This is a genomic window from Burkholderia alba, assembly GCF_034721475.1.
GTDB lineage: Bacteria > Pseudomonadota > Gammaproteobacteria > Burkholderiales > Burkholderiaceae > Burkholderia > Burkholderia alba.
In genome coordinates, this window is sequence record NZ_JAWJWL010000010.1 from 56,375 (window position 1) to 69,349 (window position 12,975).

Genomic DNA, 12,975 nt, shown 5'->3' on the forward strand with positions numbered 1-12,975 from the left:
AAGCGTCACGGGGCAGTGCGCCGCGCTGCCCCGCAGCGGCTTCATTTCGCCGACAGCACCGCATCCAGGCGGCCCCGTGCGGGCGCCTCGGCCCGGCGCCACCAGCGTTCGCCCGCGTGCGGCGCGGCGAGATCGAGCCGTTCGCCCATGCGCGGCGTCGCGAGGCGGATGCCTTGCTCCGCCGCGAGCGCCGTCACGCGCTCGAACGGCTCCTCCCAGCGATGCATCGCGAGATCGAACGTGCCGTTGTGCACCGGCACCAGCCACGCCGCGCGCAGATCGCGGTGTGCCGCGACCGTGTGCTCGGGATGCATGTGGACGTAGGGCCAGCGCGCGTCATAGGCGCCGGTTTCGAGCAGCGCGACGTCGAAGGGGCCGAGCCGTTCGCCGATCGTCCTGAAGCCGTCGAAATAGCCGGTGTCGCCGCTGAAGAACACGCGCAGGTCGTCGTCGGCGATGACCCACGACGCCCACAGCGTGCGATTGCCGTCGAACAGCCCGCGTCCGGAGAAGTGCTGCGCGGGCGTCGCGGTGAAGCGCAGTCCGTCGATCTCGACGTCCTGCCACCAGTCGAGCTGGCGCACCTTGGCGGCGCTCACCCCCCATTCGATCAGGCGGTCGCCGACACCCAGCGGCGTGACGAAGACCTGCGCGCTGTCGGCAAGCGCGAGCACGGTCGAGCGGTCGAGATGGTCGTAGTGATCGTGCGACAGCAGCACGCCGCGGATCGGCGGCAGCGCGTCGAGTGCGATCGGCGGCGCGTGGAAGCGTTTCGGGCCGAGCCGTCGGAACGGCGACGCGCGTTCGGCGAATACCGGATCGGTCAGCCAGTAGCCGCCGCGCAGTTTCAGCAGCAGCGTCGAATGTCCGAGCCGGTATAGCGAGCGGTCCGGCGCGGCGTCCAGCTGCGCGGCCGTCAGCGGCTCCACCGGCAGCGGATGGGCGGGCAGGGTGCCGGCGGGCTTGTTGAACAGGAAATCCCACATCAGGCCCAGCGTCTTGGCGACGCCCTGGGCCGGGCGCGGCGCCGGGTTGCGGAACGTCGCGCCGTCGTGCTGCGGCGACGCGGAATGGTCGCCGAGGGCGGGGCGAAACAGGGCGGACAGGCGGGCAATCACGATCGCGGCTCCCAGACATGGATCAGACGAGTGGCCGCGGGACCGGTTGGAACGGGTCGGGGCGGTCAAAAAATGAAACTACACGGTGCAGTGTAGATTTATTCGGGTTAAAAAGTAAACCCATCAGTGTAAAATTCCCGTATGTCCGAACGCTCATCCTCCCGTCTCACCGATCGCAAGCGCGCCGCCATCATCGAGGCCGCGATCGACGAATTTCGCGCCGCCGGCTACGAAACGGCGAGCATGGACCGCATCGCCGCGCGCGCGGGCGCGTCCAAGCGCACGGTCTACAACCATTTCCCGAGCAAGGATGCGCTGTTCGCCGAGATCCTGCAGCGCCTGTGGGAGGCGAGCTGCGAGGGCGAGACGCTGCCGTTCGATGCCGGGCGGCCGTTGCGGGTACAACTGCTGGAATTGATCGGGCAGAAGCTGGCGCTGCTGAACGACGATGCGTTCGTGGCGCTCGCGCGGGTCGCGATCGCCGCCGGGATGCACTCGCCTGAGCGGGTGCAGGCGATGATCGCGCGCTTCGGCGAGCGCGAGGAAGGGCTCACCGAATGGATTCGCGCCGCGGCGGCGGCCGGCAGGCTGAAGGCGCCGGACCCCGAATTCGCGTCGCACCAGCTGCAGGGGCTCGTGAAGGGGTTCGCGTTCTGGCCGCAGATCGCGCTCGGCCAGCCGCCGCTGTCGGTTGCGATGCAGCGGCAGGTGGCCGAGTCGTCGGTCGACATGTTTCTCGCCCATTACGCGTGAGGTCCGGCGGATCGGGTGCTGGCGGCGCACGGACCGAAGCGTTCCGCGCAACTGGCGGCGAGCGCGGCGTCGTCGGTCAGTCTGTGTCAGCCCCCACCCGGATCAGATCTGCTGCTTCAACGCCTGCGCGAGCGCGCCGTCGCCGAGATTGCCGGCGGGGCCGACCACCGCATAGTTGAAGCCGTCGCGCGAGCCGTATTGCGTCAGCAGGTCGCCGTCGACGCGCTCCCCGGCGGCGAGCATGCGCCGCGCCGATTCCGGCGGGCGCACGTAGAAGCTGATCGTGCGTCCGACCGCATCCCGGTAAAGCACCATCGCGGCCGCCCCGCGCTCGGTCGCGAACAGGCGGCCGCCGACCGGGCGAAAGCCCGCCGCGCGCAAGTCCGGCAGCCGGACGGCCGGGCCGACCTGCCGCGCGAGCCAACTCTGCAGATCGTCCTGACGATCCTGCACCAGGTCGAGCCTCGCGCTGCGCTCGACCACCAGCAGCCGGTACGCCTCGAGCGCGTCGCCCATCGGCGCGGCGGCGGTGGTTGTGACCTGCCAGCGGTGCGCTTGCCAGCCGCCCGCCGCGCCGAGCCCCATGCACAGCACGAACGACGCCGCGAGCATCGCGTGCCGCCGCGTGCGCGCGGCGCGGCTCGCGCGCAGCGCGGCCGGGTCGAGCGCCGGATTGCGGGCGGGTAGCGGCAGGCCGCCGAGCGCCGCGCGCAGGCGCTGCGCATCCTGCCGCCACGCTTGTACCTGCGCCGCGCGCTCGGGATGCAGCGCCAGATAGCGCTCGACGGCCGCGCGCTGCGGACCCTCGAGCTGGCCGTCGACATAGGCGTGGAGATCGGATTCGTCGGGAGGGATATTCATTTCAGCAACCGCAGCGAAGAAGGAGAAATCTCGCCGTCGCACAGACGGCGTAATGCCTGCCGCGCCCGCGACAGACGCGACATGACCGTGCCGATCGGCACGTCGAGAATCGCGGCGACCTCCTGGTAGCTGAGGCCTTCCACCGTGATCCAGAGCAGCAGGCTGCGCTGCTCGGGCGTCAGTTGCCCGAATGCTTCCAGCATCGCGCGCGCGGCGACTTCGCGTTCGGCCGACGGCCATTGCGGCTCCTCGTCCTGTCGGATGCTGCCGAGCAGCCACGCGTAGCGCTTCGCGCGGCGTCGCGAATCGAGGAACTGGCGGTACAGGATCGTGAAGAGCCAACTGCGCAGCGCCGCGTCGTCGCGCCGGCTCTCCCAGCGCGACAGCGCGCGCTCGAGGGTCGCCTGGACGAGATCGTCCGCGCTGTGCACGTCGCGCGTCAGCCACAGCGCGAAACGCCGCAGGCGGGGCAGCAGGTCGCGCAGTTGATCGTCCAGGGCGTGATGGGTCATGTCGGGCCAGAGGGGGCTGCGCAGCGGAGATACGGAATGAGACGCCGCCCGCGCCGTATTATTCCCTGTCGATTTTTCTCGATCCGGCGGAATAAACCGCCGGGCCGGACGTCCTACGCGGGAATCGACACAGACCGTCACGGTCAGGAGTATTCCCCATGCAAGAACCTTCTGCTTCAGATTCTCCCGGCCGGGCGCGCGGCGCGTGGCGCTGGGTGCTGATCGGCGGCGCGGTGGCGGCGAGCGCGGCGGCGTTCGGCTATGTCGGCGGCTGGCTCGCGCCGCATCGGTTGACCCCGCATCGGCTGGTCGACGCGTTGCAGCGCAACAGCGGCGTGTATCCCGGCTACCGCCGCAATCATGCGAAAGGCGTGTGCGTGACCGGCTATTTCGACGGCAACGGCGCGGCCAGCGCCTACTCGCGCGCGCCGCTGTTCGCGGCGGCGGTGCGCACGCCCGTGGTCGGTCGGTTCGCGCTGCCGGGCGGCAATCCGTACGCCCCCGACAGCAGCGTGCCGATTCGCAGCCTGGCGCTGCGCTTCACGCAGGCCGACGGCGAACAGTGGCGCACCGGGATGAACGCGATGCCGGTCTTTCCGGTGGCGACGCCGCGCGCATTCTACGACCAGACCCGCGCGAGCCGTCCCGATCCGGCGACCGGCAAACCCGATCCGGCGAAGCTCGCCGCGTTCTTCGCCGCCCATCCGGAAACGGCGGCGTTCCGCGCCTGGGTCAAGACGGCGAAACCTTCCGCGAGCTATGTGACGCAGGCTTACTACGGGCTGAACGCGTTCTATTTCGTCGACGCGGCGGGCGAGCGCCGCGCGGTGCGCTGGCGGATGGCGCCGGAAGCGGCGGATGCCGGCGGGCATGCGCCGGCGGCGGGCGACCCGGACTACCTGCAGCGCGATCTGGCCGACCGGCTCGCCGCCGGTCCGCAGCGCTGGCACCTGCTCGTCACGTTTGCCGATCCGGTCGATCCGGTCGACGACGCGACCCGCGCGTGGCCGCAGGAGCGGATGACGATCGATGCGGGCACCCTCGTGATCCAGCGCGAGCAGGCACAGGACAGCGGCCCGTGCCGCGACGTCAACTACGACCCGACGATCCTGCCGGCCGGCATCGTGCCGTCCGGCGATCCGCTCCTTGCCGCACGCTCCGCCGCGTATGCGGATTCCTATCTGCGCCGCACGAGCGAGGAAGCCGGCGTGCCCGGCGCCGCGCGTCCGGCTTCGGAGGTCCAGCCATGAAGCACCCTGCGTTCAGTTTGCCCGCCCGTCTGCTGCACTGGCTGATGGCCGCGATGATCATCGCGATGCTGTTCGTCGGCGCGGGCATGGTCGCGTCCGTCTCCGCGCGTCATGCGTGGCTCGTTGAACTGCACAAGCCGCTCGGCATCGCGGTGCTGGCGCTGGCCGTCGTGCGGCTCGCCGTGCGGCTCAGCCGCAAGCCGCCGCCGCTGCCCGCCGATCTGCCCGCGTGGCAACGGCTGGCCGCGCACGGGTCGCACCTGATGCTGTACGGGCTGATGCTCGTGCTGCCGCTGGTCGGGTGGGCGATGCTGTCGGCGGGCGGGTATCCCGTCACGCTCGGCGGCGCGGTGCGCCTGCCCGCCATCGTCGCGGCCGATCCGGTGTGGTTCGCGTGGCTGCGGCTCGCGCACCGTTATCTGGCGTATCTGCTGTTCGTCACGTTCCTCGCCCATCTGGGCGCGGCGCTGTATCACGGTCTGATCCGGCGCGACGGCGTGTTGTCGAGCATGACGCGCGGCTGAGCAGGGCGGCGGCATGCCGGGTGGCGCGCGAAGGCGCGACGAGGCAGTGACGCGGTGACGCACGCTCCCGCGATCGCGGCGCCGCGTGTCGATACGGTGGGTCGACACGCCGCTTCGGCGGTAGGTGACCCGAGCGATTTCCGAGAACGGGTGACCTCGTCGCCGTTGATCGGGTCGGCGCGGCGCGCGCACGGGGCGGGCGTTCATGGGGCGATGTTGCCGTCATGTCCAACGCGAAGCGAGCCCCCGCCGGCGGACTATCAAGCATGCGTTGGGAATCGCCCGGACCTGGCGGATGCTGCCGCCGGAACTCGTCGCTATTGAAATCTGCGGTATCACAACTCACAAGTTCGTGCGTCGCTGGGACGCCTCGTCCGGCCGTTAAGAGGGAAGGGGCGCGCTGTCGTGCCGTGCATCGGGCCAGTTGTCACCCGTGCATCGCCGGCGGATCGCGCCGAGTCGGTTCCCCTCGATGAGAGACGTCAATGAAACGAAAGCTGTGGGTCCTTGCCTCGCAATTCGTCGCCGCCGCGCTGCTGGTGCCCGCGCTGGCGCATGCCGACGTGATCCTCGTGCCGCCGCCCGGGCCGCGTCACGAACGCGTTCCGCCGCCGCGTCACGGACAGGCCTGGCACCCCGGCTACTGGCGCTGGGACCACGGCGGCTATGCGTGGGCACCCGGCGTCTGGGTACCGGTCGAGGCCGTGCCCGGCGCCTATCGGGTTCCGGTCGCGCCGCCGCCTCCGCCCCCGCCCCCGCGCGTCGAACGGCTGTCCGCCGACGCCCTGTTCCCGTTCGATCGCGGCGGCATCGCCGACCTCCGGCCCGAGGGCCGCGCGGATCTGGCGCAGATCGCCGCGCGGCTGCGCGCGAATCCGTTCGGCCACGTCGAGGTGCGCGGCTATACCGACCGGCTCGGCACCGACGCGTACAACCTCGACCTGTCGCAGCGCCGCGCGGATGCGGTCAAGGCGGTGCTGATCGAACAGGGCGTGCCGGCCGACAAGATCCGCGCCGAGGGTCTCGGCAGCCAGGATCCGATCGTCCAGTGCCAGGGATCGGGCGGCGATGCGCTGATTCGCTGCCTTCAGCCGAATCGCCGCGTCGATATCGTGACCTACGTGCGCGACGAGCCGCGCTGGCAGGCGCAGCATCCTTGAGCGGGCTTCCCCGAGCGGGCGCCCGGACGGCGGCGGCCGCCGCGCGGCGCCTCGGCCCGGGCGCGGACGGCGAGGGCGAATGTCGAGCGTATTCGACCCTTCGCGGCGAAAGGTCTTTGGAAATCGGGTTTAATCGGTTTGAGCCGTGGCCGGCGCGGGTTAGCATCGGCCGGCGGGCATGCGGCCCTCGCGGTTGCGCGCCGCATGCCCGTTTCACGACCTTTGGCTTGCACCGTCTCATCGAACGGAGAGGAAAATGGCACTGCGCTCACTCGGCACTTCCCACATTCAGGTTTCGCCGCTCATGTTCGGCGGCAACGTATTCGGCTGGACGGCCGACGAGAACACGTCGTTCTCGCTGCTCGACGCGCTGGCCGACACCGGCATCAATTTCATCGACACGGCGGACGTCTATTCGGCGTGGGTGCCGGGCAACCAGGGCGGCGAATCCGAGACGCTCATCGGCAAGTGGCTGAAGCGCACCGGCAAGCGCGACCAGGTCGTGATCGCCACCAAGGTGGGCATGCTCGAATCGCGCGCCGGCCTGTCGCGCGACAACATCCTGCAGGCGGTCGACGATTCGCTGCGCCGCTTGCAGACCGACTATATCGACCTGTACTTCTCGCATCGCGATCTGGCCGACAGCGCGCCGCTCGAGGAGACGCTGGGCGCGTACCAGACGCTGATCGACGCGGGCAAGGTGCGCATCGTCGGCGCGTCGAACTACAGCGGCGCGCGGCTGCGCGAAGCGGCGGACATCAGCCGTCGCGACGGGCTGCCCGCCTACCAGGTGATCCAGCCGCTGTACAACCTGTACGACCGCGCCGATTACGAGCAAGACCTGGAGCCGGTAGTGAACGAGCTGAAGCTCGGCGTCGTCAACTACTACGCGCTCGCGAGCGGCTTCCTGTCGGGCAAGTACCGCTCCGAAGCGGATCTGAAGCAGAGTGCGCGCGGCACGCGCGTCGAGAAGTATCTCGATGCACGCGGCCTGCGGATTCTCGCGGCGCTCGATAGCGTGGCGGGCAAGCACGACACGACGCCGGCCGCGGTGGCGCTGGCGTGGCAGATCGCGCGGCCGAGCATCACGGCGCCCATCGTGAGCGCGACGACGCTGGATCAGCTGAATGCGTTCGGCGCCGCGCTGCGCCTGTCGCTCGATAGCGACGACGTCACGCGTCTGGACGAAGCCAGCGCGGCGTAATGGCGGCGAGGCCGGGCGGACGGATCGATCGGGGAGACGGCTTGGGTCTCCCTTTTTTATTGGACGGTGCGGATTCGGACCTCGTTTCCGGCAGGTCCGCGTGCTCGCGATCCGTGCGGATTTTCGCGAATCGCATGGCGGTTTCGCGATTCGTATCGATGCCGCGCATGATCGGCTTGAATCAATCTCGATGACTGTTGCGCGCCGGCATGCGAAGCGGATGCCGTCGCCGATTCCCGCTCGCGAGGCGGCGGATCCCTGTGTAGTATTCAGCCCTCGGCGCGGCGGCGGGGGCGGTTGACCGGCCTGCGAGGATGCACGGACCCGCGCCACGACAACCGGGGAATAGATGCCGTATCCGATCGAAGACAAGCTGGTGGTGGGCGTGGCGTCGAGTGCGCTGTTCGACCTCGCGGAATCCGACGCGGTATATCGCGAGAAGGGCGTCGACGAATATCGCCGGCACCAGGAAAGCAACATCGACGCGCCGTTCGGGAAAGGCGTGGCCTTTCCGTTCATCCGGCGCTTTCTCGAACTCAACCGGATTTTCCACGAGCAAAAGCCGGTGGAAGTGGTGCTGCTGTCGCGCAATTCGCCGGAAACGGGCTTGCGGGTGTTCCGCTCGATCAAGCACTACGGGCTCGACATATCGCGCGCCGCGTTCATGGCCGGCAAGTCGCCGCACGAATACCTGCCGGCCTTCAATGCGTCGCTGTTCCTGAGCGCCAACGAAGCCGACGTCCAGTGCTCGATCGAGGCCAATCACGCGGCGGGCCTCGTGCTGCCGTCGATCGTCCTCGACGACCCGGACGACAACGAACTGCGCGTCGCATTCGACTTCGACGGCGTGATCGCCGACGACGAAGCGGAAATCGTCTACAAGCGAAACAACGATCTGGGCGAATTCCAGGCTCACGAGACCCGGAAGCGCGAAATCCCGCATCAGCCCGGTTTGCTGGCGGGGCTGATTCGCAAGCTCTCGCTGCTGCAGAAGCTGGAAGACGCGCGGCTCGCCCGCGACAAGGATTACCGCCGGATCGTCCGCATTGCGATCGTCACCGCGCGCAATGCGCCCGCGCACGAACGCGTCGTGACGACCTTGAAGAACTGGGGCGTGTCGCCCGACGAATCGTTCTTCCTCGGCGGGATGGAGAAGCATCGCATCCTGACGGTGCTCAAGCCCCACGTGTTTTTCGACGACCAGCGCAGCCATCTCTCGTCACCGGAAGGCAACGTGCCGATGGTGCACATCCCGTTCGGCATCGCGAACCGCAAGCCGCCCGTCGTGATCGAGGACGCCGGGCGGCCCGCGTCCGCCGACAAAAAAGCGAAGAACCCGAAGGGAAAAACCGCCGCGCGCCGCCGCAAGGCGTGACGTGCCGCGAGCGGCCGGATCGCGTCAGTACGCGGCCCGGCCGCTTCCTCGCACCGGCTCCGCGTTCACGCTCGGGTACCCATCGTAGCGCGCAGCCAGGCCGCGAGCCGGCGCGCGCCGTCGGGAAGATCGCTGTCGGCGCGGCTGCACAGGTAGTAGTCGCGGCCGTCGTCGAGCGCGTCGTCGAACAGCTGGACCAGCTCCCCGCTCGCCAGTTCGCGCTCGATCAGGGGCGCGCGCAGCAGCGCCGCGCCGAGTCCCGCGCGGGCCGCGCTCAGCGTCAGCTGCCCGTCCTCGAACAGCGGCCCCACCGCATGCGATACGTGCTTGACGCCCGCGCCGTGCAGCCAGTTCACCCAGGTGCTGCGGTCCTCGTCGTGGACGAGCGGCGCGGCGGCGAGGTCGGCGGGTTTCCTGAACGGGCCGTGGCGGCGCAGGAACGCGGCGCTGCACACCGGCACCATCGCGCCCGGCAGCAATCGTTCGCACCGGTAGCCGTGCCAGTCGCCGACGCCGAAGCGGATCGACAGATCGGACGCGTCGCTCAGGTAATTGCGGTGATTGGCGTACCACACCGTGACGTCGACGTCGGTGTTGTCCTCGAGAAATCCGTGCAGCCGGGGAATGAACCAGCCGATCCCGAACAGCGGGATCAGGCTGATCGTGATCTGCCGCAGCGTCGAGCGTTCGCGCACGAAACCCGTCGCGCTGCGCAGTACCGAAAACGCTGCGCTGATCGACCGGTAGTAGTCGCGCCCCTCGTCGGTGAGCGCGAGCATGCGGCCGTCGCGGACGGTGAGCGGCGTCTGGATGAACGCGTCGAGCACCTGCAACTGGTGGCTGACCGCCGACGGCGTGATGTCGAGTTCGGCGGCGGCCGCCGTGACGGAGCCGAGGCGGGCGAAGGCCTCGAACGCGCGAACCGCGCGCAGCGGCGGATCATTGCTCAATCTTTCGATATTTTTCATGATTGGAATTTTATCGAAAAATCGTTTCGAGCGTAAATGTAGAAATGTGCTTTTTATTCAAAGTATTGTTACGTGATGTCTGGATCGGCATAAGCACCCAATAATTGAGTATTTGCGTGTGCAGTCGGCAAATGTTTAATATTTCTCACGTCTGGCGCGTCGCGCTTCCTCTTTTCGATTTCCGCTTTCCGATGGGTCTCATGAAAACCGTTACCTCGTTGTTCGGTGCCGCGCTGTCGGCCGCCGCCGTGTTCGCCGCGCCGCTCGCGCACGCGCAGAGTCCCGCGCCGCAAACCGTGCTGATCGGCCTGGCCGCGCCGCTGACCGGCCCGTCCGCGCGCATCGGCAAGGATCTGCAGAACGGCGCGCAGCTCGCGCTCGACGACGCCAACCGCCGCCACCCGACGATCGGCGGCAAGCCGGTGCGCTACAAGCTGGTGGCCGTCGACGACCAGTCCGATCCGCGCACCGCGGTGACGGTCGCGCAGCAACTGGTCGAGCAGCACGTGATCGGCGTCGTCGGTCATTGGAACACCGGGTGCAGCGTCCCGGCGTCGCGCGTGTATCGCGACGCCGGCATCGCGCAGATCGCGCCCGCATCGACCGGCCATCAATACACGCAGCAAGGCTATCCGACCGCGTTGCGCATCATGGGTCACGACGACGCGAGCGGCGCCTATACCGGCGCTTATGCGGTGAAGACGCTGCGCGCGAAGCGCATCGCGGTGATCGACGATCGCACGTCGTTCGGCTCCGGGCTCGCGACGCAGTTCATCAAGGGCGTCGAAGCGAACGGCGGCGCGATCGTCGATCGCCAGTACGTGAACGACAAAACCACCGATTTTAGCGGCGTGCTGACGGCGATCAAGGCGAAACACGCGGATCTGGTGTTTTTCGGCGGGCTGGATGCGCAGGCGGCGCCGATCGCGCGGCGCATGCGGCAACTGAACCTGAACGCGACGCTGCTCGGCGCGGGCGGTTTCGTGAGCCAGACTTTCCTGTCGCTCGCGGGCAAGGACGGCGAAGGCGTGACCGCGTTGGAGCCGGGGCTGCCGGTCGCGCGCATGCCGGGCGGCGCCGCGTTCGATGCGCAGTACCGCGCCCGCTATCGCGCGCCGATCGAACTGCACGCGCCGTTCGCGTACGACGCGGCCGCGACGCTGATCGCCGCGACGCAGCAGGCGAATGCGACCGATCCGGCGAAGCTCGTCGCCGCGCTGCATGCGATCAGCCGCCAGGGCGTGACGGGCACGATCGCGTTCGACGCCGAGGGCAACCTGAAGGATCCCGCGTTCACGATCTATCAGGTGCGCGGCGGCAAATGGGCGGTGGTCGACGTACTCGGCGGCAGCGCCGCGCGTACGGCCGCGAAGTGAATCGATACGGGAGACCCATCATGACGAATTCCATCCCGCAGCCGGCCGACGAACGGCTCGGCATCCTCGCGCGGCGGCGCATCGAAGCGGAAATCATCAAACCGATCTACGAGATCATGAAGCGCGAGTTCGGCGCCGAGCGCGCGCAGGCCGTGATCGCCGAGGCGGTGCGCGGCGCGGCGGTCGACGCGGGGCACACGTTTGCCGCGCAGGAGCCGGACGGCACGAGCGTCGCGTCGTTCATCGCGCTGCAGGTGCTGTGGGAAAAGGACGACGCGCTCGATGTCGACGTGCGCCGCGCGGACGACGCGCATTACCACTACGACGTGCATCGTTGCCGTTACGCGGAGATGTATCACGCGATGGGGCTCGGCGAGATCGGCCACCTGCTCAGCTGCGCGCGCGACAGCCATTTCATCGAGGGTTACGACTCGCGCATCGAATTGACCCGCACCAGCACGATCATGCAGGGCGGCGCGCGCTGCGATTTTCGCTACCGGCTGCGCGAGGATGCGAAGGAGTCCGGTCATGCGGCGTGACGATGCGAGGACGCGGGCGCCGCGCGTGAACGGCGCGCGGCTGTGGGCGTCGCTCGACCGGATGGCCGAGATCGGCGCGACGCCGAAGGGCGGCGTCTGCCGGCTCGCGCTGACCGAGCTCGACCGTCGGTCGCGCGACCTGTTCGTCGAATGGGCGGAGGCGGCCGGCTGCCGGGTCCGGATCGACCGGATGGGCAACATCTTCGCGCGGCGCGCGGGCCGCGATCCCGGCGCCGCGCCGGTGTTGACCGGCTCGCACGCGGACACGCAGCCGACGGGCGGACGCTACGACGGCATCTACGGCGTACTCGGCGGGCTCGAGGTCGTGCGCGCGCTCAACGACGCGGGGATCGAAACCGAGCGGCCGATCGACGTCGTCGTGTGGACCAACGAGGAAGGCTCCCGCTTCGCGCCGGCGATGGTCGCGTCGGGGGTGTTCGCCGGCATTTATCCGCTCGACTACGGGCTGTCGCGCACCGACCCCGCCGGCACGACGCTCGGCGACGCGCTCGCGGAGATCGGCTATGCGGGCGCCGAACCGGTGGGCGGTTTTCCGGTGCATGCGGCCTATGAACTGCACATCGAGCAGGGCGCGATTCTCGAGCGCGCGGGACGGACGATCGGGGTCGTGACGTCCGGCCAGGGGCAGCGCTGGTACGAGGTGACGCTCACGGGCACCGACGCGCACGCGGGCACGACGCCGATGGCGTTCCGCCGCGATGCGCTCGTCGGCGCCGCGCGGGCGATCGATTTCGTCGAGGCGCTCGGCCACGGTCATGCACCGCACGGCCGCGCGACGGTCGGCATGATCGAGGCCCGCCCGAACTCGCGCAACACGGTGCCGGGCGCATGCTTCTTCACCGTCGAATTCCGTCATCCGGACGCTGCGGTGCTGGCCGAGATGGATGCGGCACTGCGCGACGCACTGACGCGCATCGCGGCGCGCACCGGGCTGCATGCGGCGCTCGAACAGATTTTCGACTACGCGCCGGTCCCGTTCGCGCCGGCCTGCATCGACGCGGTGCGCCGCGCGGCGGCGGCGCTCGGCCTGCCGCACGAGGACATCGTGTCGGGCGCCGGCCACGATGCCTGCTATGTCGCGCGCATCGCGCCGACCGGGATGATTTTCGTGCCGTGCATCGACGGTCTGAGTCACAACGAGGCCGAGGCGATCACGCCGGAGTGGGCGGAAGCGGGCGCGAACGTGCTGCTGCACGCGGTGCTGGAGAGCGCGCAGCAGGCGTAGGCGATACGCGGTCGCCGCCGCGCGGCTCGGCGTTCGGGGCGCCTGCCCGGGAGCCCCCCGGGCGGTTCGCCGATCGACGGATAGCCTGT

Annotated in this window: 13 protein-coding genes; 9 read left to right on the forward strand and 4 right to left on the reverse strand. The window is 69.2% G+C overall.

From position 1 onward, the window contains the following. Nucleotides 1-41 precede the first annotated feature (41 nt). Complete coding sequence (locus RZR99_RS13345) at nucleotides 42-1,115, reverse strand: MBL fold metallo-hydrolase (protein ID WP_323120407.1); 1,074 nt, start codon at nucleotides 1,113-1,115, stop codon at nucleotides 42-44. Nucleotides 1,116-1,259: 144 nt separating this feature from the next. On the opposite strand from RZR99_RS13345, the gene RZR99_RS13350 reads away from it, so the two are divergent. Next, nucleotides 1,260-1,871: a TetR/AcrR family transcriptional regulator gene (locus tag RZR99_RS13350; RefSeq protein WP_323120248.1), complete on the forward strand. Its 612-nt coding sequence runs from the start codon at nucleotides 1,260-1,262 to the stop codon at nucleotides 1,869-1,871. A gap of 102 nt (nucleotides 1,872-1,973) precedes the next feature. Here the strand turns inward: RZR99_RS13350 and RZR99_RS13355 are convergent, their stop codons facing one another. Then, a complete protein-coding gene (locus tag RZR99_RS13355) occupies nucleotides 1,974-2,732 on the reverse strand; it encodes an anti-sigma factor family protein (protein WP_323120249.1) in 759 nt (252 codons plus the stop codon). Further along, nucleotides 2,729-3,244 carry an RNA polymerase sigma factor gene (locus RZR99_RS13360; protein ID WP_323120250.1) on the reverse strand — a complete coding sequence of 172 codons (516 nt, stop codon included), beginning with the start codon at nucleotides 3,242-3,244 and terminating at the stop codon, nucleotides 2,729-2,731. The genes RZR99_RS13355 and RZR99_RS13360 overlap by 4 nt, the downstream gene beginning before the upstream one ends. Nucleotides 3,245-3,402: 158 nt before the next feature. Here RZR99_RS13360 and RZR99_RS13365 point away from each other — a divergent pair, with 158 nt between their 5' ends. The 5 genes from RZR99_RS13365 (at nucleotide 3,403) to RZR99_RS13385 (ending at nucleotide 8,757) form a co-directional block, all read left to right on the forward strand. Continuing rightward, on the forward strand, nucleotides 3,403-4,494 hold the full coding sequence (locus RZR99_RS13365) for a catalase family peroxidase (protein ID WP_323120251.1): 1,092 nt from the start codon (nucleotides 3,403-3,405) through the stop codon (nucleotides 4,492-4,494). Then, entirely contained in the window at nucleotides 4,491-5,018 is a 528-nt protein-coding gene (locus RZR99_RS13370; RefSeq protein WP_323120252.1) for a cytochrome b, read from the forward strand. Before RZR99_RS13365 ends, RZR99_RS13370 begins: the two co-directional genes overlap by 4 nt. A gap of 485 nt (nucleotides 5,019-5,503) precedes the next feature. Further along, entirely contained in the window at nucleotides 5,504-6,178 is a 675-nt protein-coding gene (locus RZR99_RS13375) for an OmpA family protein (protein ID WP_323120253.1), read from the forward strand. Nucleotides 6,179-6,434: 256 nt separating this feature from the next. Next, nucleotides 6,435-7,382: an aldo/keto reductase gene (locus tag RZR99_RS13380; RefSeq protein WP_323120254.1), complete on the forward strand. Its 948-nt coding sequence runs from the start codon at nucleotides 6,435-6,437 to the stop codon at nucleotides 7,380-7,382. A 349-nt stretch (nucleotides 7,383-7,731) separates the two neighbouring features. Continuing rightward, on the forward strand, nucleotides 7,732-8,757 hold the full coding sequence (locus RZR99_RS13385) for a 5'-nucleotidase (protein ID WP_323120255.1): 1,026 nt from the start codon (nucleotides 7,732-7,734) through the stop codon (nucleotides 8,755-8,757). A 65-nt stretch (nucleotides 8,758-8,822) separates the two neighbouring features. Here RZR99_RS13385 and RZR99_RS13390 read toward each other — a convergent pair whose 3' ends face one another. Then, nucleotides 8,823-9,725 (reverse strand): LysR substrate-binding domain-containing protein, encoded by a 903-nt coding sequence (locus RZR99_RS13390; protein WP_323120256.1) that lies wholly within the window; start codon nucleotides 9,723-9,725, stop codon nucleotides 8,823-8,825. A 200-nt stretch (nucleotides 9,726-9,925) separates the two neighbouring features. On the opposite strand from RZR99_RS13390, the gene RZR99_RS13395 reads away from it, so the two are divergent. The 3 genes from RZR99_RS13395 to RZR99_RS13405 are packed head-to-tail and all read left to right on the forward strand — an operon-like array spanning nucleotide 9,926 to nucleotide 12,886. Then, nucleotides 9,926-11,101, forward strand: coding sequence for a branched-chain amino acid ABC transporter substrate-binding protein (locus RZR99_RS13395; RefSeq protein ID WP_323120257.1), 1,176 nt, complete (start codon nucleotides 9,926-9,928; stop codon nucleotides 11,099-11,101). A gap of 20 nt (nucleotides 11,102-11,121) precedes the next feature. Then, nucleotides 11,122-11,640, forward strand: a complete 519-nt coding sequence (locus RZR99_RS13400; RefSeq protein WP_323120258.1) for an L-2-amino-thiazoline-4-carboxylic acid hydrolase — start codon at nucleotides 11,122-11,124, stop codon at nucleotides 11,638-11,640. Next, complete coding sequence (locus RZR99_RS13405; RefSeq protein WP_323120259.1) at nucleotides 11,630-12,886, forward strand: Zn-dependent hydrolase; 1,257 nt, start codon at nucleotides 11,630-11,632, stop codon at nucleotides 12,884-12,886. Before RZR99_RS13400 ends, RZR99_RS13405 begins: the two co-directional genes overlap by 11 nt. Nucleotides 12,887-12,975: the final 89 nt, after the last annotated feature.